The 24,346-nt window shown below is 59.3% G+C and carries 21 protein-coding genes and 1 tRNA gene; 14 read left to right on the forward strand and 8 right to left on the reverse strand.

Annotated features, from left to right (window positions below; genetic code table 11):
* Positions 1-408 precede the first annotated feature (408 nt).
* The 3 genes from ACP7AP_RS06880 to kdsA are packed head-to-tail and all read left to right on the forward strand — an operon-like array spanning position 409 to position 3,594.
* Positions 409-1,062: an ABC transporter ATP-binding protein gene (locus ACP7AP_RS06880; protein WP_426033466.1), complete on the forward strand. Its 654-nt coding sequence runs from the start codon at positions 409-411 to the stop codon at positions 1,060-1,062.
* Positions 1,046-2,752 carry a capsule biosynthesis protein gene (locus ACP7AP_RS06885; protein WP_426033467.1) on the forward strand — a complete coding sequence of 569 codons (1,707 nt, stop codon included), beginning with the start codon at positions 1,046-1,048 and terminating at the stop codon, positions 2,750-2,752. Before ACP7AP_RS06880 ends, ACP7AP_RS06885 begins: the two co-directional genes overlap by 17 nt.
* An 11-nt stretch (positions 2,753-2,763) precedes the next feature.
* Positions 2,764-3,594 carry a 3-deoxy-8-phosphooctulonate synthase gene (gene kdsA / locus ACP7AP_RS06890; RefSeq protein ID WP_426033468.1) on the forward strand — a complete coding sequence of 277 codons (831 nt, stop codon included), beginning with the start codon at positions 2,764-2,766 and terminating at the stop codon, positions 3,592-3,594.
* A gap of 224 nt (positions 3,595-3,818) precedes the next feature.
* Here kdsA and ACP7AP_RS06895 read toward each other — a convergent pair whose 3' ends face one another.
* Positions 3,819-4,997 (reverse strand): NAD(P)/FAD-dependent oxidoreductase, encoded by a 1,179-nt coding sequence (locus tag ACP7AP_RS06895; protein ID WP_426033469.1) that lies wholly within the window; start codon positions 4,995-4,997, stop codon positions 3,819-3,821.
* A 101-nt stretch (positions 4,998-5,098) separates the two neighbouring features.
* Here ACP7AP_RS06895 and ACP7AP_RS06900 point away from each other — a divergent pair.
* Positions 5,099-5,173, forward strand: a tRNA-Gln gene (locus ACP7AP_RS06900).
* Between the two features lie 53 nt (positions 5,174-5,226).
* On the opposite strand, the gene ACP7AP_RS06905 is transcribed toward ACP7AP_RS06900, so the two are convergent.
* The 3 genes from ACP7AP_RS06905 to ACP7AP_RS06915 form a co-directional block, all read right to left on the reverse strand.
* Positions 5,227-5,835 (reverse strand): hypothetical protein, encoded by a 609-nt coding sequence (locus ACP7AP_RS06905; RefSeq protein ID WP_426033470.1) that lies wholly within the window; start codon positions 5,833-5,835, stop codon positions 5,227-5,229.
* A gap of 10 nt (positions 5,836-5,845) precedes the next feature.
* Positions 5,846-9,541 (reverse strand): vitamin B12-dependent ribonucleotide reductase, encoded by a 3,696-nt coding sequence (locus ACP7AP_RS06910; RefSeq protein ID WP_426033471.1) that lies wholly within the window; start codon positions 9,539-9,541, stop codon positions 5,846-5,848.
* Between the two features lie 442 nt (positions 9,542-9,983).
* Positions 9,984-10,862 carry a DMT family transporter gene (locus tag ACP7AP_RS06915; RefSeq protein ID WP_426033472.1) on the reverse strand — a complete coding sequence of 293 codons (879 nt, stop codon included), beginning with the start codon at positions 10,860-10,862 and terminating at the stop codon, positions 9,984-9,986.
* Positions 10,863-10,974: 112 nt separating this feature from the next.
* On the opposite strand from ACP7AP_RS06915, the gene ACP7AP_RS06920 reads away from it, so the two are divergent.
* Genes ACP7AP_RS06920 through eno form a run of 3 tightly spaced genes read left to right on the forward strand, consistent with a single transcriptional unit; the run spans position 10,975 to position 13,603 of the window.
* On the forward strand, positions 10,975-11,385 hold the full coding sequence (locus ACP7AP_RS06920; protein ID WP_426033473.1) for a Fur family transcriptional regulator: 411 nt from the start codon (positions 10,975-10,977) through the stop codon (positions 11,383-11,385).
* 3 nt (positions 11,386-11,388) lie between these two features.
* On the forward strand, positions 11,389-12,282 hold the full coding sequence (locus tag ACP7AP_RS06925; RefSeq protein WP_426033474.1) for a DMT family transporter: 894 nt from the start codon (positions 11,389-11,391) through the stop codon (positions 12,280-12,282).
* Between the two features lie 43 nt (positions 12,283-12,325).
* Entirely contained in the window at positions 12,326-13,603 is a 1,278-nt protein-coding gene (eno, locus tag ACP7AP_RS06930; protein ID WP_426033475.1) for a phosphopyruvate hydratase, read from the forward strand.
* 62 nt (positions 13,604-13,665) lie between these two features.
* Here the strand turns inward: eno and ACP7AP_RS06935 are convergent, their stop codons facing one another.
* Positions 13,666-14,736: an NAD(P)/FAD-dependent oxidoreductase gene (locus ACP7AP_RS06935; protein ID WP_426033476.1), complete on the reverse strand. Its 1,071-nt coding sequence runs from the start codon at positions 14,734-14,736 to the stop codon at positions 13,666-13,668.
* A 57-nt stretch (positions 14,737-14,793) separates the two neighbouring features.
* Here ACP7AP_RS06935 and ACP7AP_RS06940 point away from each other — a divergent pair, with 57 nt between their 5' ends.
* Complete coding sequence (locus ACP7AP_RS06940; RefSeq protein WP_426033477.1) at positions 14,794-15,711, forward strand: fatty acid desaturase; 918 nt, start codon at positions 14,794-14,796, stop codon at positions 15,709-15,711.
* Between the two features lie 51 nt (positions 15,712-15,762).
* On the forward strand, positions 15,763-16,668 hold the full coding sequence (gene rarD, locus ACP7AP_RS06945; protein ID WP_426033478.1) for an EamA family transporter RarD: 906 nt from the start codon (positions 15,763-15,765) through the stop codon (positions 16,666-16,668).
* 77 nt (positions 16,669-16,745) lie between these two features.
* On the opposite strand, the gene ACP7AP_RS06950 is transcribed toward rarD, so the two are convergent.
* Positions 16,746-17,840, reverse strand: a complete 1,095-nt coding sequence (locus ACP7AP_RS06950) for an anhydro-N-acetylmuramic acid kinase (RefSeq protein ID WP_426033479.1) — start codon at positions 17,838-17,840, stop codon at positions 16,746-16,748.
* A gap of 57 nt (positions 17,841-17,897) precedes the next feature.
* Here ACP7AP_RS06950 and tyrS point away from each other — a divergent pair, with 57 nt between their 5' ends.
* Positions 17,898-19,148 carry a tyrosine--tRNA ligase gene (gene tyrS, locus ACP7AP_RS06955; RefSeq protein ID WP_426033480.1) on the forward strand — a complete coding sequence of 417 codons (1,251 nt, stop codon included), beginning with the start codon at positions 17,898-17,900 and terminating at the stop codon, positions 19,146-19,148.
* Positions 19,149-19,236: 88 nt separating this feature from the next.
* Here the strand turns inward: tyrS and ACP7AP_RS06960 are convergent, their stop codons facing one another.
* Both ACP7AP_RS06960 and ACP7AP_RS06965 read right to left on the reverse strand, forming a co-directional pair.
* Entirely contained in the window at positions 19,237-19,788 is a 552-nt protein-coding gene (locus ACP7AP_RS06960) for a peptidylprolyl isomerase (protein WP_426033481.1), read from the reverse strand.
* On the reverse strand, positions 19,778-20,287 hold the full coding sequence (locus ACP7AP_RS06965) for a peptidylprolyl isomerase (RefSeq protein WP_426033482.1): 510 nt from the start codon (positions 20,285-20,287) through the stop codon (positions 19,778-19,780). The genes ACP7AP_RS06960 and ACP7AP_RS06965 overlap by 11 nt, the downstream gene beginning before the upstream one ends.
* Before the next feature lie 123 nt (positions 20,288-20,410).
* On the opposite strand from ACP7AP_RS06965, the gene ACP7AP_RS06970 reads away from it, so the two are divergent.
* The 4 genes from ACP7AP_RS06970 (at position 20,411) to ACP7AP_RS06985 (ending at position 24,288) form a co-directional block, all read left to right on the forward strand.
* On the forward strand, positions 20,411-21,598 hold the full coding sequence (locus tag ACP7AP_RS06970) for a phosphoglycerate kinase (protein WP_426033483.1): 1,188 nt from the start codon (positions 20,411-20,413) through the stop codon (positions 21,596-21,598).
* A gap of 312 nt (positions 21,599-21,910) precedes the next feature.
* Positions 21,911-22,693, forward strand: a complete 783-nt coding sequence (locus ACP7AP_RS06975) for an SDR family NAD(P)-dependent oxidoreductase (RefSeq protein WP_426033484.1) — start codon at positions 21,911-21,913, stop codon at positions 22,691-22,693.
* Positions 22,694-22,774: 81 nt separating this feature from the next.
* Positions 22,775-23,704, forward strand: a complete 930-nt coding sequence (locus tag ACP7AP_RS06980) for a class I fructose-bisphosphate aldolase (protein WP_426033485.1) — start codon at positions 22,775-22,777, stop codon at positions 23,702-23,704.
* Positions 23,705-23,778: 74 nt separating this feature from the next.
* Complete coding sequence (locus ACP7AP_RS06985) at positions 23,779-24,288, forward strand: hypothetical protein (protein WP_426033486.1); 510 nt, start codon at positions 23,779-23,781, stop codon at positions 24,286-24,288.
* Positions 24,289-24,346: the final 58 nt, after the last annotated feature.

Here is a 24,346-nt window from a genome sequence, read left to right on the forward strand (position 1 = left end):
GGCATGGAGCGCCGTTCGACCCCAATGTCCCCGAAACCGACGAACTCAAACTCGCAGTCCTCAAGCTCGCGAAGAAGTGGAAGCCGACAAAAAAGTAGGCAGGTTCACCGGACGCTTACGGCGAAACGACGCCTTGCCCGCAAAAATCCCGTCCCCCTCCGCGCTCTGTCAGCTTTCGTGTCAGCCTGCATCACATCCCCATGCGCGCCCACTATTTCCCCGCATCGCCACAGCCCACCTTGCGCCATTGTCCATGAATGCGACATAATGATGCCTCAAACCCGGATTAGACCCGAGATAGGCTCTTGTGGACCAACAAGAACCAAGCGTTAACATTTGTTCGGTAAGGCTGGGGTCACTGGCCGATACCGATTGAACAGGCAGGAGGCAGACCCGTCACGGGCAGCCATGATTGCGTTTGAGAATGTCAGTAAGTCCTTCTGGACAGGTAAGTCGCGCAAGGTGATCCTTGACCGCGCCTCTTTCAGCGTTGAGGTCGGCAATTCTCTGGGCATTCTCGCTAAAAACGGCACCGGCAAAACCACAATCATCAACATGATGGCGGGCCTTGAGAAACCCGATGAGGGCAAAGTCATCCGCACCTCACGGATCTCTTTCCCGCTCGGTTTCATGGGCGGCATCCTCTCGAAACACACCGCGACTGAGAACGCCCGCTACATCGCGCGGCTTTACGGGCTTGACCCGGATTATGTCGAAAGCTTCTGCCGCTGGCTGTCAAACATCGACGAATATTTTGACCAGCCGATTGGCAAGTATTCATCGGGCATGCGTTCGCGGTTTTCCTTCGCTTTGATGCTGGCGCTGGAGTTTGACATCTACCTGATCGACGAAGGCATGCCATCTTCGACCGATGTTGAATTCAACCGCAAAGCGGGTCAGGTGCTGCGCCAGCGCTTGAAAAACGCCACCGTGGTGGTGGTGTCGCACCAGCCTTCGACGCTGGAGAAATTCTGCCGCTCGGCCGCGGTGTTGCGCAATGGTCAGTTGTATATGTTTGAAACTTTAGAAGAGGCGAAGCGGCTTTATGACTACCAAACTTAGTGTTCAGCGCTTCCGCACCCGTCGTCCCGATCCGGTTGAGGCCCCCGCGCCACTGCCGCTGACCACGGCTGCCGCCAAAACCCCGCCACCCGCCACACCAACGCCTGCCGCCAAATCCGCAGCCCCGGCGCAACCCCGCGTCGGCGACCGCGCCTTCTTTCCTACGGATGAGGAAGATGGCTTTGCCGGCATGACCTTCCCCACCGCCGATAAACCTGGCACCAAATCTGCTCCCGAAGACATCGACACCATCCGGCAGGAAGGCCTGACGGGTCGGCAGTTGCGCATGGCCCGCCGCTTGGCCCAAAAGCACGGCCTGCCCGCCACCTCAGATTTTGACGCCGTGTGGCTCTTGCGCAATGCAGGCATTGATCCGTTTCAAGCCAATTCAGTGCTGGAACTGGTGTCGTCCAGCGACGGCCCGCCGACGCCGCCCACAGGCTCTCGCGCGCTGACCCTGACCCCCGGCGGCGATGGCATCCAGCTGCCACAAACCATCAAACCGATCCAGCTGCCCTCGACCGAAGAACAGATGGAGCGGGCGCATTTCGCCGAAGTTGGCAAAATCCAGCGCGATATCGTCGCCCGCCGTCGCAAGAAATCCTTGCTGCTGGCGGCGCGCTTGTTCGTGTTTGTCGGCCTGCCCACCATCCTTGCGGCGATCTATTATTACTCCATCGCCACGCCGCTGTATTCCAGCCGTACTGAATTTGTCATCCAGCAGAACGATGCCGCACCTTCGGGCCTCAGCTCGATGCTGAAAGGCTCGGCGATGGCCACCTCGCAGGATTCGATCACCGTACAGGGCTATCTGCAAAGCCAGGATGCGATGGAACGCCTTGACCATGACCTTGGCTTTCGTGCGCATTTCTCGGCCCCGAATATGGACCCGCTGCAACGCCTTGCCCCAGATGCCACGCAGGGGGCGGCGTATAAGCTTTACCATAAATTCGTGAAAATCTCTTACGACCCCACCGAAGGCGTGGTGAAGATGGAGGTGATTGCCGCCGATCCGCAAACAGCGGTCAAATTCTCGCAGGCCCTGCTCGGCTATGCCGAAGAACGCGTTGACATGATGACCGCGCGGGTGCGCGACGATCAGATGCAGGGCGCGCGCGAAAGCTATGATGATGCCGAGATCAAGCTGACGGAAGCCAATGAGCGGGTGGTCAGCTTGCAAGAAAAGACCAAGGTTCTGTCATCCGAGGTCGAAATCAGCCTGATTTCAGCTCAGATTGGTCAGTTGGAAACCCAACTTACCACCGAACGGCTGTCGCTGGCGCAAATGGAATCCAATGCCAGCCCCAACCAAGCGCGGATGGAGCCTGTGAAGCGCCGCATCACCACTTTGAACGATCAGATCGCGCAACTGCGTGCCAAGCTGACCGAGAATGATGCAAGCGGCCAATCTTTGGCCCGCGTGCAGTCCGAATTGCTGGTAGCCCAAGCCGAGGTTACAACCCGGCAGTTGATGCTGGCGCAATCGCTGCAAGCCACCGAACTCGCCCGCAATGAGGCCAATCGGCAGACCCGCTATCTTTCCGTCTCGGTCAACCCAGTCGCCGCCGATGAGGCCGCCTATCCGCGTGCCTTCGAGTCGACTTTGGTGGTGATGCTGATCCTGATCGGGATTTATCTGATGATCACCATGACCATCGCGATCCTGTATGAGCAGGTGACTTCGGGATGATGCCTAATGCAATGAAACAGGTCGTCATAGGCGGTCTTCGTGTCGGCAATGATCAACCCCTGCTGGTGATCGCAGGCCCCTGTCAGCTGGAAAGTCTGGACCACGCCCAGATGATTGCAGGGGTGATGCGCGATGCTTGTGCTGCTGTCGGCGCGCAATTTGTCTTCAAGGCCAGCTATGACAAAGCCAACCGCACTTCGCTGGCGGGCCGGCGTGGCATGGGGATGGCCGCAGGGCTGAAGGTGCTGGAAGCCGTGCGCGCCTCGGGCATCCCGGTGCTGACCGACATTCACGATATCGCACAGGCGCGCGAGGCGGCGAAGGTGGTTGATGTCATTCAAATCCCGGCCTTTCTGTGCCGCCAAACCGATCTCTTGCTGGCCGCAGGCGAAACCGGGGCGGTGGTGAACATCAAAAAGGGTCAGTTTCTGGCACCATGGGATATGGCCAATGTCGCTGAAAAAGTCGCCTCGACCGGGAACGAGCGCATCCTGCTGACCGAGCGCGGTGCGAGTTTCGGCTACAACACGCTTGTCACCGACATGCGCAGCCTGCCGATCATGGCGCGCACCGGCTATCCGGTGATCATGGATGCCACCCATTCGGTGCAGCAACCCGGTGGCCTTGGCGGATCAAGCGGCGGCCAACGCGAATTTGCGCCCGTGATGGCCCGCGCGGCGGTATCGTTGGGCATCGCCGGGGTGTTTATTGAAACGCACGAGGCCCCGGATACCGCACCTTCCGACGGCCCCAACATGATCCCATTGGATAAGATGACGGCCTTGGTTGCCAGCCTGATGGCGTTTGACCGCTTGGCCAAGGCCGATCCGCTGCACGTTTGAAGTGCTGCACGTTTGAAGTGCTGGATGAGGTCAGCACCGGAGCGGGGGCCAGCCCCCTGGCCTGTTTTTTCTTGCAGAAAATACAGGCCTACCCCCGGGATATTTGGGCACAGAGCATGACCATTTTAGACAGACTTTAAGGGAAAGTGTTAAAAATCCCTTAATTGCACCAAGTCAACTTATTGATATATAACAACATTAAATGGTCCCGAGTTGGGACCATCTCAGGCGACCTGCCCCGCCGCCCAGCCCGACGACCACGCCCATTGAAAGTTATACCCGCCAAGCCAGCCGGTCACATCCACCACCTCGCCGATAAAAAACAACCCCGGCACGGACCGCGCCATCATCGTCCGCCCATCGAGGCCCTCCGTATCGACGCCCCCCAATGTCACCTCCGCCGTCCGATACCCCTCTGATCCGACGGGCCGCAGCCGCCAATCTTTGACCATTGCGGCAACCCGCTCCAGCTCACCTCGCCCCAACTCCGCCATGGGCGCGGTGATCGCCAGACTGGCCTCAATATGCCGCGCCAACTTCTCGGGTAGGGTCCGCCCCAGCACCGTCCTCAGCGCCGCCCGGCCCTGCTCCCGCTTGGCCTGCCCGAGTTCCGCCACCACATCCCGCCCCGGTGCCATATCCAGCCGCAGCTCATCGCCCTCGCGCCAATAGCTGGAAACCTGCAACACCGCAGGCCCCGACAACCCGCGATGGGTGAACAACACCGCCTCATCAAACCCGGTCTTGCCGACTGAGACCCGCCCCTGCACCGCCACCCCCGCCAGCGGCACCATCCAGTCGAGTTCCTGCGCCGCAAAGGTCAGCGGCACCAAACCGGGCCGGGTTTCCACCAGCCGCAGCCCAAAACTCTCCGCCACCTGATAGCCAAACCCGCTCGCCCCCATCTTCGGGATCGACTTGCCCCCGGTCGCCACCACTACAGACGCCGCCCGCACCAGCCCGCGCGCGGTCTCAACCTCAAACCCCGTCGGGGCCTGCCGTACCGCCGTCACTCCGCACCCCAGCCACAGCGCCACCCCGGCGCGCGCCATATCGCCCAGCAGCATATCCACCACCTGCTTGGCCGAGCCATCACAGAACAGCTGCCCCAAGGTTTTCTCATGCCAAGCGATCCCCGCCGCATCCATCCGCGCGATGAAGTCCCACTGGCTGAAGCGTTTCAAAGCCGACAAAGCAAATCGCGGATTTTTTGAGATGAACCGATCGGGTGCGATGCCGAGATTGGTGAAATTGCACCGCCCGCCGCCCGAGATCCTGATCTTCTCGCCTGCCGCCTTGGCATGATCGACCAGCAACACCCGCCGGCCCCGCCGCCCAGCCTCAATCGCCGCGAACATCCCCGCCGCCCCAGCCCCCAAAACGATGACATCAACCTGTTCCATGCCCCCTCATACGCCGTGAGGCCCGCGCCTGACAACCACATGAAGATTTTCGCAAAACCCCCTTGCACCCCCCGGATGGCTTCGCTAAATACCGCCGCAGTTGGGGCGTCGCCAAGCGGTAAGGCATCGGTTTTTGGTACCGACATACGGAGGTTCGATCCCTCCCGCCCCAGCCAAGTTAATTTTTGAACAGGCCTAAGTGCCTTGACTGAGCCGAGAAAAAGCGAAGTTAGAGCACTATGCTAATTAGGTTCGGCTTAGGCCGCACTAGTTCTCGTTGGAATACCTCAAGCCCAACTATCCTCTGGGATTTTCTGACGTATTCCACGTTTGTAAACGCGCGTCGCGCCAAGTCGAGCGGCGACCACTTGGAATCAAATAGAGCGACACCGCACTGCAAAAACGTCCCGGCGTAGTTGGCTTCCAGCTCCTCCAATGTTGGCGGCAAGTTGCACATGCCGCGGGGACCATCAAATAACTGAAAGTTTTTTGTGGTTGCGCTTCTGAGGTGGTGACCGAGTGCAACATGACCCATTTCATGGGCCAGAATGAAATTTGACAGCATGCAACCCCGTTTTGCATTCGCCATCAGCTTCTCGTCTACAGAAAGAGTAACGCGATAGTCAAAGGCTATTACTCCAGCCTTGCGTTTGAAGTCCTCTGTCTCATCGGAGCGATATTTATTTATCTGCCAACGCCCCTCGTCGTCGCATTGATCTTCCCAGAAGTCGGTCATTCGAAAAAAGTCTGTGTCGGCGCAATATTCGCGCCGACAAGAAATCATCTCGTCGAATATAGCTACCGACCGCGCAGTAGTCAGAAATGGCCGTTTAGTCATATTGCCCCCCTCAGCTACACCCGCTCGTCCCGCCGCAAGTGTTGCACTTCATGCAGGTGCCGTTGCGGACCAGCGTGTAGTTGCCGCATTCGCCGCAGGGGTCGCCCTCGTAGCCTTGCATTTTGGCTTTCACCCGCAGGTCCATCGTCACATTTCCCGTCGCCAGTGCCGTGCCGCCAGTGATGGCCCCGCCCATCGCGCGGGCGGTTTCCGGGATCAGCATGTTCAGCGCAGATACCGGATCGGTGCCGTTGGCCAAAGCGGTAGCCCCCATACCGCCTTGCAGCATCACCAGTTCTGACGGCAGGCGTTTGCGCAGATAGCCGGTTGAGCTGATCTGTTTCAGCACCTCAAGCCCGCGGGTGGCGGCTTGGTCGGAGATTTCTGACAGATTGGGTTTGCCTTCCTCAACCCCGCGGCCGAGATCGTCGAACGAGGCACCAGTGGGTTTGACATGCGCTAGGTCAGTGCGGTCAAGGTAGGAAATCGCCAGCTCGCGGAAGATGTAATCCAGGATCGAGGTGGCGTTTTTCACAGAATCGTTGCCTTGCACCATGCCCGCGGGTTCGAACCGGGTGAAGGTAAACGCCTCGACATATTCTTCCAGCGGCACGCCGTATTGCAGGCCAACCGAGATCGCGATGGCAAAGTTGTTCATCATCGCGCGGAAGCCCGCGCCTTCCTTGTGCATGTCGATGAAAATCTCGCCCAAGCGACCGTCGCCATACTCGCCGGTGCGCAGATAGACCTTATGACCGCCGACGATGGCCTTTTGGGTGTAGCCCTTGCGACGCTCGGGCAGTTTTTCGCGGTTGGTGCGGATGATTTCCTTGTAGATGATCTTCTCGACAATCTTTTCGGCCAGAACGGCGGCTTTTTCTTGATTGGAGCCGGAAGACAGGATTTCTTCGGCCTCCTCATCGTCTTCGACCAAGGCCGAGGCCAAGGGCTGCGACAGCTTTGATCCGTCACGGTAAAGCGCGTTGGCTTTGATGCCCAAGGACCAGGACAACTCGTAAGCCGCCAGCGTTTCAGCAATCGTCGCCGAGTTTGGCATGTTGATGGTCTTGGAAATTGCCCCCGAGATGAACGACTGCGCCGCCGCCATCATGTAGATATGGCTGTCGACCGACAGATAACGCTTGCCGGTTTTCCCACAGGGATTTGCGCAATCGAACACCGAATAATGCGCGGGCTTCAGGAAGGGTGCGCCTTCCAACGTCATGGTGCCGCAAACGTGGTCATTGGCGGCGTCGATTTGCGATTTCGTAAAGCCAAGGTGACGCAGCAGATCAAAGCTGGGGTCGGCCAGTTTATCCGCCGGGATACCGAGGGTTTTCTTGCAGAAATCCTCGCCAATCGTCCATTGGTTGAACACGAAGCGGATATCAAAAGCCGAGGGCAAGGCAGCCTCGATCTTCTCCAACTCGCGCGCGCCGAAACCGTGGCCGACAAGGGCGGTGGTGTTGATGCCGGGGCAGTTGCCGATCGAGCCATGGCCGACGGCATAAGCCACGATTTCAGCGGCTTGGCTGGTGGAATAGCCCAGCTTTTCAAGTGCTGCAGGCACCGACTGGTTGATGATCTTGAAGTAACCGCCGCCCGCGAGTTTTTTGAACTTCACCAGCGCGAAGTCAGGCTCGATGCCGGTGGTGTCGCAATCCATCACCAAACCGATGGTGCCGGTGGGCGCGATCACCGTGGTTTGGGCGTTGCGGAAGCCGTGGGCTTGGCCCAAAGTCAGCGCCTCATCCCAAGCCGATTTTGCCAGCGTCACAAGGGTTTGGTCGGGGCAGTTGGCAGCATCCAAGGCCACTGGATTGACGTTGACGCCCTCATAGCCGCTGGTCTTACCGTAAGCTGCGGCGCGGTGGTTGCGGATCACCCGCAGCATGTGTTGGGCGTTGCGGGCGTAGCCGCTGAACGCGCCGAGTTCCGAAGCCATCTCGGCGGAGGTCGCATAGGCAACCCCGGTCATCAGCGCGGTCAAAGCGCCGCAGAAGGCGCGGCCTTCGATGGAATCATAGCCAAGCCCCATGTTCATCAACAGGCCGCCGATATTGGCATAGCCCAGACCCAAGGTGCGGAAATCATAGGACAGTTGCGCGATTTCCTTCGACGGGAATTGCGCCATCGTGACAGAGATTTCCAACGTCACTGTCCAGAGCCGGTTGGCGTGAATATAGGCGTCGGCATCGAATTTGCCGTCCTTGAAGAAGGTCAGCAGGTTCATCGAGGCAAGGTTACAGGCAGTGTCATCAAGGAACATATACTCGGAACACGGGTTAGAGCCCCTGATTGCACCATCCTCGGGGCAGGTGTGCCACGCGTTAACCGTGTCATGAAACTGGATGCCGGGATCAGCGCAGGCCCAAGCGGCATGGCCCACCTGATCCCACAGATCGCGGGCTTTCAGGGTCTTGGCGGTTTTGCCATCGGTGCGCCGGATCAACGCCCAATCGGCATCGTCCTTCACGGCGGTCAGGAAAGCATCAGTGACGCGCACCGAGTTGTTAGAGTTCTGGCCGGAAACCGTAATATAGGCCTCGGAATCCCAATCGACATCATAGGTGGGGAATTCAATACTGGTGAAGCCTTGCTTGGCGTATTGCAGGATGCGGTTGGTGTAAGTATCTGGGATCATAGCCTTTTTAGCCGAACGGATTGCAGCTTTCAGCGCAGGGTTTTTCGCTGCGTCCACCGAGTCGTCGCTAGATCCATCCCACTGACGGATCGCGGTGAAAATCTCATTCAGTTTCAACTCATGGGCTTTGGAACCGGCTACCAGTGAGGCAACCTTTTGTTCCTCAATGACTTTCCAGTTCACGAAGGCTTCAACATCGGGGTGATCCATATCGCAGATCACCATTTTTGCAGCCCTGCGCGTGGTGCCGCCGGATTTGATCGCCCCCGCCGCGCGGTCGCCGATTTTCAGAAACCCCATCAGGCCCGAGGATTTGCCGCCACCCGACAGCTTTTCCCCCTCACCGCGCAAGGACGAAAAGTTGGTGCCCGTGCCCGAGCCGTATTTGAACAGCCGCGCCTCGCGCACCCACAGATCCATGATGCCGCCGTCGCCGACCAGATCATCCTTCACCGATTGGATGAAGCAGGCGTGCGGCTGCGGATGCTCGTAAGCGCTACTAGATTTAGTCAGCACGCCGGTCATATGGTCGACATAGTAGTGACCCTGCGACGGACCATCAATGCCGTAGGCCCAATGCAGTCCAGTGTTGAACCATTGCGGAGAGTTCGGCGCTGCCATCTGCCGCGCCAGCATGAAGCGCATTTCGTCATAATAGGCACGGGCATCGGCTTCGGTGGTGAAATAGCCACCCTTCCAGCCCCAATAGACCCAAGCCCCCGCCAGACGATCGAACACTTGCTTGGCCGAGGTTTCGCCGATCAGGCGTTCCTCCACCGGCAGGACTGCCAGAGCATCCTCGTCGGGCACCGAGCGCCAGAGGAATTTCGGAATATCCTTTTCACGCACGCGCTTTAGCCGTGCCGGGATGCCGGCCTTGCGGAAGTATTTCTGTGCCAGAACGTCGGAAGCCACTTGGCTCCAACCCTGCGGAACCTCGACCGCTTCATTGCGAAACACAACTGTACCATCGGGGTTCCGGATTTCCGACACTGTGGTCGAAAACGCCATCGCGCCATAGGCACCGGTGGCTTCGGTGGTAAACTTCCGCTCGATTTTCATCTGCCTGTCCCATGTTTTTGCGCGGTTTCTATTGAGCCCGCGTCGTTGTCCAATCCCGTCGCCCTGCCGATCCGTTGCTTGTCGCACCACCCTTTCAGGCTGGCGAAGGCCCCATTCGGGGGTGCAAGCACGAGGTTCGATAATCCGCTGGCACACTATATTTGGCGGCTAACGTCGGCGTGTCGTCAAACTGTCGTAAATCAGGGGCCGCATCAACGAATTTTTTACACTTATACACTATATTTTGTGCTTGACCTGCGCCGCATATCTAGCCCTGCCATCACGCCGATGGAAGCCTGTTGCCGCCCTGCCCGCAAAATCGCGCTTAATGTGGCATCGTAACTGCCGCAAAAACCCAAGTATCACGGCATGCTTGCGTGGCTTGGCTCAGATGCCGTGGCAGCGCGTTGATTCCTCCACAGGCTGTGGATAAAGCCATGCGCTACCTGCGGTTGATCAACGCGATTCCCGCCGCGACAAATCCAGCGGCCATGATGAGGCCAAAAGACAACGCTTCGTCGAAAATTAAGTAGCCCAAGATAATTGCAAACAGCGGGGTCAGGAAGGAAAAGCTGGCGACGGTCGATGTTGGATAGATCGACAGCAACCACAACCAAGTGATGAACACGCCCGCTACAATCACCCCTGCCTGAAACACCAGCCAGACCCAGTGAATGGGTTCTACATCGCGGATCAGCGGGCCGAAGAATGGGGCTGCTGCCAGCAAAATTGGTGCTGAAATCAACACCATCCAGAACAGTTGCGCTTCTGGGCCGGCCTCGCGCAGCCGGGTTTTGCGCGCCAGAAATGCGGTGCCCGCCCAGCCCCAAGCGCCGACCAGAGCAAACATGTCGCCCGCAATGCTGGCGTGACCGCTTGGGCTTTTCGACACAATCGCCCAAGCGGTGCCGATGAAGGCCAAACCCAAACCGATTCCCCGCTTTGGGGTGATGCGCTCGTTCGGCAGCCAGAAATGTGCGGCAACGGCGAGCCACAGCGGCATCGAATAAAAGATCACCGAAGCGCGGCCCACCGCCGTCAGGTCCAACGCCATGAAAAGGCAAAGAAACTCGGCGGCAAACACCGTGCCGATCGCCACGCCGGGGCAAAGATCAGCCCAACGAATCCTGTCCCACAGCCCGCGATACTTCAGCCATCCATAGACGAACACAATCGCCAGAGCCGAGCGCAACCCCGCGAAAAACACCGGCTGCAAGCCGCGATTGACCTCTTTCACCACGATCTGGTTGACCGCCAACAGGAACGTCACCGCAATCAGCGCCGCCAGCCCTGCCCCGTCCAGCCGCTCTTTGCGCATCATGCCCTCACTTTCGCGCCAACCTCTGGGGACGGGCATGTAGAGTCAAGCAGTGCAAAACCGCTGGCAGCAGTCGGCGCTTTCCCTTACATGCGGAAAAGAGGGGGGCCTTGTCATGACAGATTTGATCTCACGCGGGGTTGCCAAGGGCTTGCGGATGACCGATCAACGCCGGGTGGTTGCCCGCGTTGTTATGGCGGCGGAAGATCATCCGGATGTGGAAGAGCTTTATGCTCGTGCCGCTCTGGTGGACCCTAGGATTTCACTGGCGACGGTCTACCGCACGGTTAAGATTTTCGAAGAAGCAGGCCTGCTGGAGCGGCTGGAGTTTGGCGATGGCCGCGCGCGCTATGAAGATGCCGAACGTGATCACCACGACCATCTGATTGATGTGAACACCGGGCAAGTCATTGAATTTGTGGACCCCGAGATTGAAGCCCTGCAAGAGCGCATCGCCGCACGGCTGGGCTATCGGTTGATCGGGCACCGGCTGGAACTGCTGGGCGTTCCGGTCAAGAAGGGATAAGTTTTGGCCTCGGATAACCTGCGCGGCATCCTGTTGATGGTGGTGTCGATGGCCCTGTTTGGGCTGGAAGACATGTTCCTGAAATGGGCGGCAGCGAGCCTTCCGGTGGGTGAGATCGTATTTGTCTCGGGCGTGTTTGGCGTCGTGGTGTTCGTGCTGATGGCATGGCAGCAGCGGCAAAAGGTGTTTACAAAGCAGGCGCTCAACCCTTGGGTTCTGGCGCGCGGGCTTGGCGAAATGGTCGGCACTTTTGCCTATATCACAGCACTTGCCACTGTGCCGTTGTCGACGGTTTCCGCCGTGTTGCAGGCGATGCCCTTGGCGGTGACGATGGCTGCGGCTTTGTTCATGCAAGAACAGGTTGGCTGGCGGCGCTGGTCGGCGATTGCGGTGGGCTTTGCCGGCGTTCTGCTGGTGATCCGCCCCGGTTTGGATGGCTTTCGGCCCGAAGCGTTGTGGGTGCTGATCACCGTGGCGGGGCTCACCCTGCGTGACTTGGCCGCCCGCAAGATTCCTTCGGAAAGCTCGACCGCGCAGGTTTCGGCTTGGGGACTAATTGCGGTGACGCTGCTCGGCGCTTTGATGATGGCGGGATCAGGTGAAGTTGCTGTGCCAACGCTTTGGGAAACCTATGCTTTGATCGGGGCGTTGGTGTTCGGCACCGGCGGCTATTGGGCGATCATTGGGGCTACCCGCACGGGTGAAGTTTCGGTGGTGGCACCCTTCCGCTATGTGCGCTTGGTGTTTGCCGTGCTGATCGGCGCGTTTGTGTTCCATGAATGGCCCGATGTCATAACCCTGTGCGGATCTGGGCTTATCGTCGCCTCGGGGCTTTATTCGTTTGCGCGTGAACGCCGCCGCAAACACGCGCTTTCCTTGAACGCACCCTTGGGCTAAGACGCCCCAGAGAGCACCATTTCCGCCCATTTGGAGGCCTGACATGAGCACGATCATTGATATCCACGCCCGCGAGATTCTCGACAGCCGCGGCAATCCCACCATTGAAGTTGATGTGCTGCTGGAAAGCGGCGCCCAGGGCCGTGCTGCGGTGCCCTCGGGTGCCTCGACGGGCGCGCATGAGGCGAATGAGCGCCGCGACGGCGACAAGTCGCGCTATATGGGCAAGGGCGTGTTGGAGGCTGTGGCCGCCGTCAACGGCGAGTTGGCCGAAGAAATCGTAGGGTTTGATGCAACCGAACAGGTTGGCATTGACCGCACGATGATCGAGTTGGACGGCACGCCGAACAAATCGCGTCTGGGTGCCAATGCGATTTTGGGCGTGTCTTTGGCGGTGGCGAAGGCCGCGGCGGAGTTCACCGGGCAGCCGCTGTTCCGCTATGTTGGCGGCACCTCGGCGCGGATGTTGCCGGTGCCGATGATGAACATCATCAACGGCGGCGAACATGCGGACAACCCGATTGATATTCAAGAATTCATGATCATGCCGGTGGGCGCGGAAAACATCCGCGAAGCCATTCGGATGGGTTCTGAAGTGTTCCACACCCTGAAAAAGGAGCTGTCGGCGGCGGGGCATAACACCAATGTCGGCGATGAGGGCGGCTTTGCGCCGAACCTGAACTCTGCTCGCGATGCGTTGGATTTCATTCTGAAATCCATCGAGAAGGCTGGTTATCGCCCCGGTGAGGATATGTTCCTTGCCTTGGATTGCGCCGCGACCGAATACTTCAAGGGCGGGCGTTATGAGATGAAAGGTGGGGGGAAATCCCTGTCCATCGAGGAAAACGTTGATTTCTTGGCTGGTCTGGCGGCGGATTACCCGATCATCTCGATCGAAGACGGTTGTTCCGAGGATGACTGGGCGGGCTGGAAGCTGCTGACTGACAAGCTGGGCGATACAATCCAACTGGTGGGCGACGATCTGTTTGTGACCAACCCGCGCCGTCTGGCGGAAGGCATCAAGGCGGGTTGCGCCAATTCGATGCTGGTGAAAGTCAACCAGATCGGCACCTTGACCGAGACTTTGCAGGCCGTCGATATGGCGCATCGCGCGCGCTATACCAATGTGATGTCGCACCGTTCGGGCGAAACCGAAGACAGCACCATCGCTGATCTGGCGGTGGCTACCAACTGCGGCCAGATCAAGACCGGGTCGCTGTCGCGCTCGGATCGGTTGGCGAAATACAACCAGTTGATCCGCATTGAGGAAATGCTGGGTGAGACGGCGGAATATGCGGGCCGCTCGATCCTGCGCGGCTAAGCTTTAACGTTACGCGAAAATCACACCACGCGAGGCATCAGCTTTGCGTGGTTTTTGCATTGCTATGACAGCGGTTTCAACAGGCGGCTGGGGCGAAAATTGGCCAAGATTGGGTTGTCGCCCTGCCCTCGAATTTCCGCCGCCAAAGCCTCTCCCGCCAGCGCGGAAAGTGTCACGCCAGAGTGCATCACCGCCATGCTGAGCCCCGTCTGCACCGCACCGATCAGCGGCAAACCGTCGCCGGGCACCGGACGCTGGCCAAGCACAAAACGGTCCAGTTCCACCGGTGCGCCGAACAGCGCCCGCAGCCGGGCCAGCGTGGCTTCGGCCAGCGCGGCGGGATCGACAATCGCCTCGGAGGCATCCGCCTGATGGTTGGCGATGCCGGGGGCGAGCAAGGCACCGGTTTGGTCCTGCCGGATTTCCTGATCGGGGGTGACGAGGATATGGGTAACGCGCCAGCCGACGGGTTTGCTGTAAACCATGATACCGGGGCGCTTGAGCATCGGCAGATTGAACCCAAGCGGGGACAGCAGCGCAGGGGTGGCTACTCCGCTGGCCAGAACGGTATGGTCGGCGGTGAACGGGCCAATGGCGGTGCGCGCGCCTTTGATCTGACCTGCGGCCTCGATCAACGATTTCGCGGCGATGCCACTCAGAACCTTTGCCCCCGAGGCTGCCAGCAAGGCGCGGGTCAGGGCGGCGGGATCAACCGCGCCCTCGGCTGAGAAGTGCAGCGCTTGGGCAGGAGGACTGGCCAGATGCGGCTCTAATTTGGCGATATCGGAGCGGATGAGCGGCGTTGTCGGATAGCCGAGGGCAGTAAGCTCTGCGGCCTTTTGCTCAAAGCCTGCACCTTCGGCTTCAAACCACAAAGCACCTTGCCAGTTTGGCGCGTGGTCCGGCAGCAGAGCGGCAAGGCGGTGGTGGGCGTTGATTGCTTCAACCCGCAAGCGATGATGCGCGGGGGATTCGTAAAAACTGGCGTTGATCCAGCCGAAGCTGCGGCCCGAGGCAGCGCTGGCGGGGGTTGCGGCTTCTAGCACTGTGACCGTGGCCCCTTGGCGCGCGAGGTTAAACGCAAGGCTGGCACCAATGATGCCTGCGCGAATGATGAGAACGGATTGCGGCATTTTGCCCCCTCTTAGGCCAAGCGTGGCATGGCAAGCGGGCAATGGAAAGAGGGCCTTGTGCGCCGAAATGCCCTGCGGCAGAGTGCAGCGATGGATCACAAAACCTTCGTGTCAAACCTTGCGCCGGATCTGCGGGCGCGGCTGATTGCGCGGTCGGATCGGGCGGGGTTTTGGCATTTGGTGGGGCATCTGGGGGCGATTGTTGCGGTGGCTGCGCTGATTGCAATCCGCGTGCCAGGGTGGTGGGTTTTGCTGCCGGTGCAGGGTGTGCTGCTGGTATTTCTGTTCACGCTGGAGCATGAGGCGACGCATAAGACGCCGTTTGCGTCTGAGCGGCTGAATGAGGCTGTGGGGCATCTGTGTGGGTTTCTATTGCTGTTGCCGTTTCATTGGTTTCGCTACTTTCATCTGGCGCATCACCGTTGGACCAATCTGGCGGGCAAAGACCCTGAACTGGCTTCGGAAAAACCAAGCGGGTTCAGGGCTTGGGCGTGGCATGTCTCGGGTGTGCCCTATTGGATTTCTGAAGCGCGGCTACTGTTTGATCTGGCGAGGGGGCGTGTGGTGGGCGAGTATCTGCCCGCCAGCGCCCTGCCCCGGATTATTACCGAGGCGCGTTGGATGCTGTTGGGCTATGCGCTGGTTTTGGCCAGTTTACTGGCGAGCCCGCTGCTGTTCTGGGTCTGGCTGCTGCCCGTGCTTCTGGGTCAGCCCGCGCTGCGGCTGTATCTGCTGGCCGAGCATGGCGATTGCCCGCAGGTGGTGAATATGTTTGAGAACACCCGCACCACCTATACCACCGCGCTGATACGGTTTTTGGCGTGGAACATGCCGTATCATGTCGAGCATCACGTTTATCCGGCAGTGCCGTTTCATCAGCTGCCTGCATTGCACCAGTTGATGAAGGCTGAATTGCGCCAGACGGCGGAGGGCTATGCGGCCTTTACCATGGGCTACCTCGCGCGCCGAATGTAAGGGTTACAAGTTAGCCGTGGCGTGGGGCTTGGCGCGGGGATAGCTAAGGGCATGGAAAATTTACCCCCAAAGAATGAAGACTCGCTGCGCGGCTTTGGTTTCGCGCTGACCGCCTATTTGCTATGGGGGTTTTTGCCGATCTTCATGAAGGCGGTGGGGCATATCTCGCCCGCCGAAGTGATTGCGCATCGGGTGATCTGGTCTATTCCGATTGCGGGCGCAGTGCTGTGGGCGACCGGGCGCACGGCTGATTTGTGGGTGGCATTGCGCAATCCACGGATGCTGCTGATGGGGTTTGCCACGGCGGCGCTGATCTCGGTGAACTGGGGGATTTATGTCTGGTCGATTGGGGCTGGCCATGCGCTGGATGCGGCTTTGGGCTATTACATCAACCCGCTGTTTTCGGTGTTTCTGGGGGCGGTGCTGCTGGGCGAGCGGTTAAGCCGCGCGCAGAAAGGCGCGATAGCCCTGGCGGCTTTGGCGGTGCTGGTGCTGACCATTGAGGCGGGCAAGCTGCCGCTGGTGGCTTTGGGTCTGACGGTGACTTGGGGGATTTATGCGTATCTGAAGAAATCGCTGCCGATTGGCCCGAACCAAGGGTTTTTCCTAGAGGTGCTGATCCTGCTGCCATTTGCGCTGGCCTATGTGATCTGGGCGCAAGCGACAGGGCGCAGTCATTTCATGGCGGGGGTGACTTCGGATACTGTGCTGCTGCTGTCTTGTGGCTTAGTCACAGCAGTGCCGCTGATGGTCTATGCCAATGGCGCGAAATTGCTGCGGCTGTCGACGATTGGCATCATGCAGTATATCGCGCCGACGATGATTTTCCTGACGGCGGTGTTCGTGTTTGGCGAGCCGTTCGGGCGCGGCAAGATGATTGCGTTTCCGATGATTTGGGTGGCGCTGGTGATTTACACGGTGTCGATGGTGCGTCAAGCGCGGGCGGCGGGGAAGTAGCGGTGGGTGCGTCGTGTCTTCCCCGCTGGGAATGACTTGTGGTTAACACGAAATTCACCACAATTTGTAGATGGGTTTTACGGGCGGCTGATTTGGCCACCGCCGACGGCTGCGGCAACGCCCGTGGTGCCGGGGGCAGATGTGGGCAAGCCGTAGGCGACGCGGGCGGCGAGATAGGCGAAGGCTTGGGCTTCTAACATGTCGCCGTTTAGGCCAGCGCTTTCAATGGGTTCTACGGTGCAGTTCATGCGTTGACTGATCTGCGCCATCATAGTGGCATTGTGGCGGCCGCCACCTGCGACGAGAAGGCGGGTGATGGGCTGGGGAAAATGCTCGGCGGCTTTGACGACGCAAGCTGCTGCGATGGCGGTGAGGGTTGCGGCGGCATCGGCGTTGCAGAGTTTGTGGGTTTTCTTGAAGAACGGCTGAAAGTCGTTGCGGTCGAGCGACTTCGGCGGGATTTTGTGGAAATAGGCTTGCGCGAGGAAGGCTTGTACCAGCTTTTCATCGACCTTTCCCGTTGCGGCCAAAGCGCCGTTTTCGTCGTGGGTTTGGCCTAGGCGGATTTGCATCAGATCATTGATTGGGGCGTTGGCGGGGCCAGTGTCAAAAGCCAACAGCGTTCCAGGGGAATCGGGGCTGGGCTGGCTAGGGTCGATCCAGGTGATGTTGCCGACCCCGCCGAGATTGAGGATGGCGAGGGGCTTGGTGGCCTTGATCCAACGCGCGCAGGCGAAGTGGAAGAATGGCGCCAAAGGCGCGCCCTGCCCGCCCATCTGCACATCATTTGAGCGGAAATCCCAGACCACCGGCAAGTTTAGCGCCTTTGCCAGAAGTTGACCGTTGCCTGCTTGGTGGGTGCGGCGATGCGCCGGATCATGCGCAAGGGTTTGGCCGTGAAAGCCGATCATCTCGGCACCCGAGAAGCGCGCCAGAATCTCGGCATGGGCGGTTTCAACCACTTCGGCGGCGCTCGCTGCGTCTGGATCGCCGGGCCATTGGCCGAAGGCTTTGCGGATGGTTTGCTGCTCGGCGGCGGTGTAGGGACGGTAAGCATCGGGGCCAAACTCGAAGATCTCATGCCCATCGGTGCGCAGCATGGCGGCATCGACGCCGTCAAGCGAGGTGCCCGACATTGTGCCCAAAACCCAAGTAGCCCCCTGTTTCGCCATCTTCCCCTCGGCCCCCTCGCCCGCTATACCCGCCCTACCTTAAAGCATGAGTGTGCCATGACCTACCATCCGAAATCTGATTTCATGCGCGTGATGATGACCCGCGGCTTTCTCGCCGATTGCACGGATTATCAGGCGCTTGACGAGGCTTTGGCCAAGGGCGTGGTGCCGGGCTATATCGGCTTTGATGCGACGGCGAAATCGTTGCATGTCGGCAGTCTGATCCAGATCATGATGCTGCGCTGGTTGCAGAAATGTGGCGGCAAGCCGATTGTGCTGATGGGCGGCGGGACGACCAAGGTGGGCGATCCGTCGTTCCGTGCCGATGAGCGGCCTTTGCTGACCAACGCGCAGATTGATGACAATATTGCCGGGATCAAGCGGGCGTTTTCGCCCTATGTGACGTTTGGTGATGGCGCGACCGATGCGGTGATGGTGAACAATGCCGAATGGCTGGACGATCTGAACTACCTTGGTTTCCTGCGCGACATTGGCAAGCATTTCTCGGTCAACCGGATGCTGTCGTTTGAGTCTGTCAAGTCGCGACTGGATCGCGAGCAGAGTTTGAGCTTCCTAGAGTTCAACTATATGATTTTGCAGGCTTATGACTTTCTGGAATTGAACCGCCGTTATGGCTGTCTGGTGCAGATGGGCGGCTCGGATCAATGGGGTAATATCGTTAACGGCGTTGATCTGACGCGCCGGGTGATCGACCATGAGGTCTATGGTTTGACCTCGCCGCTGCTGACCACTTCGGACGGCAAGAAGATGGGGAAATCGCAATCCGGCGCGGTTTGGCTGAATGCGGATATGTATTCGCCCTACGAGTTCTGGCAGTTCTGGCGCAATACTACGGATGCCGATGTGGGCAAATTCCTGAAGCTGTATACCGAATTGCCGCTGGAGGAATGTGACCGTTTGGGCGCATTGGCAGGCTCGGCCATCAATGATGCTAAGATCGTTTTGGCCAATGCGGTGACGACGTTGCTGCACGGGGCGGAGGCTGCTGCTGCGGCAGAGGCAACGGCACGCGAGGTGTTTGAAAAGGGCGGCGTGGGCGATGATTTGCCAACGTTGCGGGTGATGGCTGCGGAATTGGCCGAGGGTTTGGGCGTTGTGCAGCTGTTCGTGCGGGCGGGGTTGGCGGCTACGGGCAAGGATGCCAAGCGGCTGATCCAAGAGGGTGGTGCGCGGATGAATGACGAACTGGTCACCGATGCAGGTTTGCGCGTGGGGGCTGGGATGCTGGCCGAGCCGTTGAAGCTGACCGCAGGCAAGAAGCGGCATGCTTTGGTGGTTTTGGACTAAGACTTTGATGCAGAATGTGAAAAAGGCGGCCGTTCTGGCCCCCTTTTTTGTTTGTGAATGAACGTTCGTGCGATGTGAACGGATGTTCTTATTCCTGCACGGTCACTTTCGTCATCACATCAGGGGTCTCTGGCGGCTCACCGCGCTGGATGGCGTCAACCACATCCATGCCTTTGATCACCTTGCCAATAACCGTATATTGGCCGTTCAGAAAATCACCCGGTGCGAACATGATGAAGAACTGGCTGTTGGCGGAATCAGGATCGGCTGAACGTGCCATCCCGACGGTGCCACGCTCGAACGGAACAGCCGAGAATTCCGCTGGGATGTTCGGCATATCAGAGCCGCCCATGCCCGCCTGCCCGGTATCGCCGCCGGATTTGCCGTATTGCACATCGCCGGTCTGCGCCATGAAACCGTCAATGACGCGGTGAAACACCACGCCATCGTAAGCGCCTTTTTGCGCCAAAGCGACTATCTGGGCGACGTGTTTCGGCGCGTCTTTGGTGTCGAGATCAATCACGATCTCACCCTTGGCGGCACCGGAAACCTCGATCACCAGGTTCGGGCCGGGGCCGTCGCCTTCGGCAAAGGCGGGTGCGGCGGTCAGCAGCAGGGCTGCGAGGATGTTACGCAACATCGGCAGCCACCCGCACGGTGATCATGCGATCGGGGTTTGCAGGCGGTTCGCCCTTGGTGATTTTATCGACATGTTCCATGCCTTTGATCACGCGACCGTAGACCGTGTATTGGCGGTTCAGGAAGTGGTTGTCAGAAAAGTTGATGAAAAACTGGCTGTTGGCCGAGTTCGGGCTGGACGAACGGGCAGCGCCGATGGTGCCACGGTCATGCGGGATGCCGGAAAACTCGGCTGGCAGATCGGGATGTTCCGAGCCGCCCGTGCCCGCGCGGCGCAGGTTGAAATCGCTTTCCATGTTGCCGTTGGCGACATCGCCAGTCTGCGCCATGAAGCCGTCAATCACGCGGTGAAAGCAGACGTTGTCGTAAGCCTTTGCACGCGCAAGGGTTTTCATCCGCTCGACATGTTTCGGGGCGATGTCATTCAGCAGTTCAAGAACAACCTCGCCATCTTTCAGGGTGATGATGATGGTGTTTTCCGGGTCTTTGATCTCGGCCATGGGGCGCATCCTTATTTTGATCTGGGGCGGAAAGTAGCGGTGAAGCACACGAAGGGAAAGGGCTATAGGTTGACGAATGCGTCAGATCGGCGGAAACAGTTGCAAACAGTTATGGAGGCATCAATGGCCTGGAAGACGATCGACGATATGGCACTGGCAGGCAAAACCGTGTTGACCCGTGTGGATATCAACGTGCCGATGGAAGACGGCGTGGTGACGGATGCGACGCGGATCGAAAAGATTGTGCCGACCATTGAGGATCTGATCGCACGCGGGGCGAAAGTGGTGCTGCTGGCGCATTTTGATCGACCAAAGGGCAAGGTCGTGCCGGAGATGAGTCTTTCGCATGTGAAGGGCGCGTTGGAGGCGGCTTTGGGGCGCAAGGTTGTGTTCGGGGCGGATTGTGTCGGCGATGTCGCCAAAGCCGCGATTTCTGAAGCGGCGCAGGGCGATGTGGTTCTGCTGGAGAATACCCGGTTTCATGGCGGTGAGGAAAAGAACGATCCCGCTTTGGCAGCAGAGATGGCGGCTTTGGGCGATGTGTTCGTGAATGATGCGTTTTCGGCTGCACACCGCGCGCATGCCTCGACTGCTGGGATTGCGGCCTTGCTGCCGTCGGCGGCGGGGCGGTTGATGGAGGCGGAATTGAAGGCGCTGGAAGCGGCGTTGGGCGATCCGGTGCGGCCTGTTGTGGCGGTTGTGGGGGGTGCGAAGGTTTCCACCAAGCTGGAACTCTTGGGCAATCTGGTCGGTAAGGTCGATCATCTGGTGATCGGCGGCGGCATGGCGAATACGTTTTTGGTCGCCCAAGGCGTTGAGGTCGGCAAATCTTTGGCCGAGCGGGATATGGCTGCGACGGCGTTGGAGATTGTTGAGAAGGCCAAGGCTTCGGGCTGCGTGATCCACCTGCCGGTGGATGTGGTGGTGGCTTGGGCGTTTAAGGCAGGGGCTGAGAATAAGACGGTTTCGGTCAACGCCTGCCCCAGTGATGCGATGATTTTGGATGCGGGACCGAAGACGGTGGCTGCGCTGACCAAGGTGTTTGAGGGCTGCAAGACTTTGATCTGGAACGGGCCGCTGGGGGCGTTTGAGATTGAACCGTTCAATGCGGCGACCAATGCGGCGGCGCGGGCTGCGGCTCGGTTGACGAAGGCCGGGAAACTCGTGTCGGTTGCCGGGGGTGGCGATACGGTGGCGGCTTTGAATCAGGCTGGGGCTGCGCAGGATTTCACGTTTATTTCGACCGCTGGTGGGGCGTTTCTGGAATGGATGGAGGGCAAGACTTTGCCGGGGGTTGCCGCACTCGGCTGACTGTCCACGCGTGGACATGGCTTTTGTTTGTTGTAAATCAAGGAGTTATAAGATCGCTGTAACGGTCTGTTAACCTTGTGACGCGCTGGGATGGCGGCTTCGCTCCCGGCGCGTTTGCATGTTTGATGCCGGTTGCGCGCCAGGCGTTCGGGCCGTCTGCCGGTTTAGCGTCGCAGAGGCTGCGCCCGTGGGGGGCGGTTGTCACGGGGCCGCCCCTTTCGGCTTAGACGCGAAAGCCCCGCTCAGGTGCGAATTCTACTGGCGTCGGGGGCGGCTAGTTTGCATGATCGTGGCGTAGAGCGGGGGGGTGGCATGGCGATCTGGGCATTGGTGACCGGGGCATCCGAGGGGCTGGGGCGAGAATTCGCCACTTTGGCCGCCAAAGACGGCTTTGATGTGATCCTCACCGCGCGCTCGGTGGATAAGCTGCAGGCCCATGCGACCAGTCTGCGGCGGGCTTACAATGTGGCGGTTGAGGTTATCCCCGCCGATTTGACCGATCCGGTGGCTGTCGAACGCCTGTGGGATCAGGCGAGCGACGGGCGGCAGATCGGCGTTTTGGTGAACAATGCGGGGCTTGGCCACAATGGTGATCTGACCGATACCGAAGGTTGGCCGCGCGAGGCGGATTCCATTGCGGTGAATGTGATCGCGGCAACCATCCTGCTGAAACGCGCGGCGGCGCATATGAAGGCGCAGGGGTCTGGGCGGATCATCAATGTGGCGTCCACGGCGGGGTTCATGCCGGGGCCGCATATGGCGGTGTATCACGCGACCAAGGCTTATCTGCTCAGCCTGTCCGAAGCCGCCGCCGAGGAATTGCGCGGATCGGGGGTGACGGTGACGGCGGTTTGTCCGGGGCCAACGGCGACGCAGTTCTTTGCTGCGGCGCAGGTTGAGAAGAAGCTGGTGATCTCACGCCTGCCGCTGCCCACGGCGGAAAGTGTCGCGCTTGCAGGCTGGGCTGCGATGAACAATGGGCGCCGCGTGAAGGTGGTGGGCGGCATGAACAAGCTGTTTGCCTTCGCGCCCCGGCTCGCTCCGCGCCGGATGATCGCTTTTATGGCGGGGATCTTCCTGAAAAAGCGCTGGTAAAGCCCTGTTAGCGCAACCAATATTGCGCGGCGCTTGGAACCTTTCTACCACGAAACTGACCTTTCCCTGATGGAGCATAAGATGCGCGCGACCAAAGCAGTTCAGAAAATTCTTGCCAATTATGAAGGCGAAACCCCTGGCGTGAAGGCCAATCTGTGCCGGATGCTGATGGAGGGGAAACTCGGCGGCACCGGCAAGATGATCATTCTGCCGGTGGATCAGGGCTTTGAGCATGGACCGGCGCGGAATTTCGCGATCAATCCGGCGGGCTATGACCCGCATTACCATTATCAACTGGCGATTGACGCCGGACTGAATGCCTTTGCCTCGCCTTTGGGGATGCTGGAAGCGGGCGCGGAGTCTTTTGCCGGACAGATTCCGACGATTTTGAAGGTGAACTCGGCGAACTCGCTGATGAGTGACACGGCGGGGAAAAATCAGGCGGTGACGGCGTCGGTCGATGATGCTTTGCGGCTTGGCTGTGCGGCGATTGGCTTCACGATCTATCCCGGTTCCGACATGCAGCTGGATATGTATGAAGAAATCGTCGAGATGCGGCGCGAGGCGGCTGCCAAGGGCGTGGCGACGGTGATCTGGTCGTATCCGCGCGGCGAAGCGATCACCAAAGACGGCGAGACGGCGATTGACGTGGCGGCCTATGCGGCGCAGATCGCGGCATTGCTCGGCGCGCATATCATCAAGATCAAGCTGTCGACCGATCATCTGATGCTGCCCGAGGCCAAGAAGGTCTATGAGAAAGAGCAGATTGATATCGCCACGCAAGCGGCGCGGGTGAAGCATTGTATGGACGCAAGCTTTGCCGGGCGGCGGATTGTGGTGTTCTCGGGTGGGGCCTCGAAGGGCGTCGATGCGGTTTATGATGATGCGCGGGCCATTCGCGATGGCGGCGGCAATGGCTCGATCATCGGGCGCAATTCGTTCCAGCGCAAACGCGAGGATGCTTTGGCGATGTTGAGCAAGTTGGTGGATATCTACAAGGGCAAGGCCTGATGCGCCGCGCCGCTTTGGCCTTTTGTGGGGCGTTAAGCCTTTGGGTTGGGGCGGCGCCGGCTCAGGATGTTTACATGCCGCCACCAGAGGGCTGGCCTTGGCTGTTGGGCGACGTTTCTGGCACGCTTGGTAAGAAGGCGGTGGCCTGGCAGACCTATGATTTCTCAATCGGGGCGCTGGATGCTTCGGTTTGGGCGAGTGAGACGGATGGCGTGGTCGGATTACACATGCGCGCTCTGCCCCCCGGCAAGCCCGAAGCCAAGCGCATGGCGCTGTTTGTGATTGCAGACATTGGCAAAGTGTTGCGGGTTGGGCCTGCTGCGGGTTCGGTCAAGGTCGATATTCTTCGCTATGACAAGCGAGACGGGCCCCGGATGAGCTCGGAAGGACAAAGTGCGACGCTGGTGATTGATCGGTTGATGCGCGATCCTGAGAATATCAACAATGGCACGGTCCGCGGCAGCGTGACGGCGCGGCTGTGTCCGGTGAAGTGGATTGGAAAGTCATGTCAGGATTTTTCGGCCAAATTTGACACAGGCATGCAGTTTGATGGCACGTTTGAGATCATTGAGGGTGGCAAATGAAGTTTGACGACTCACTCTGCGCCCATCCGTCATTATTGTGATTCACAAAGCCGTGCGG

The organism is Cypionkella sp. TWP1-2-1b2, from assembly GCF_049896245.1.
GTDB lineage: Bacteria > Pseudomonadota > Alphaproteobacteria > Rhodobacterales > Rhodobacteraceae > Cypionkella.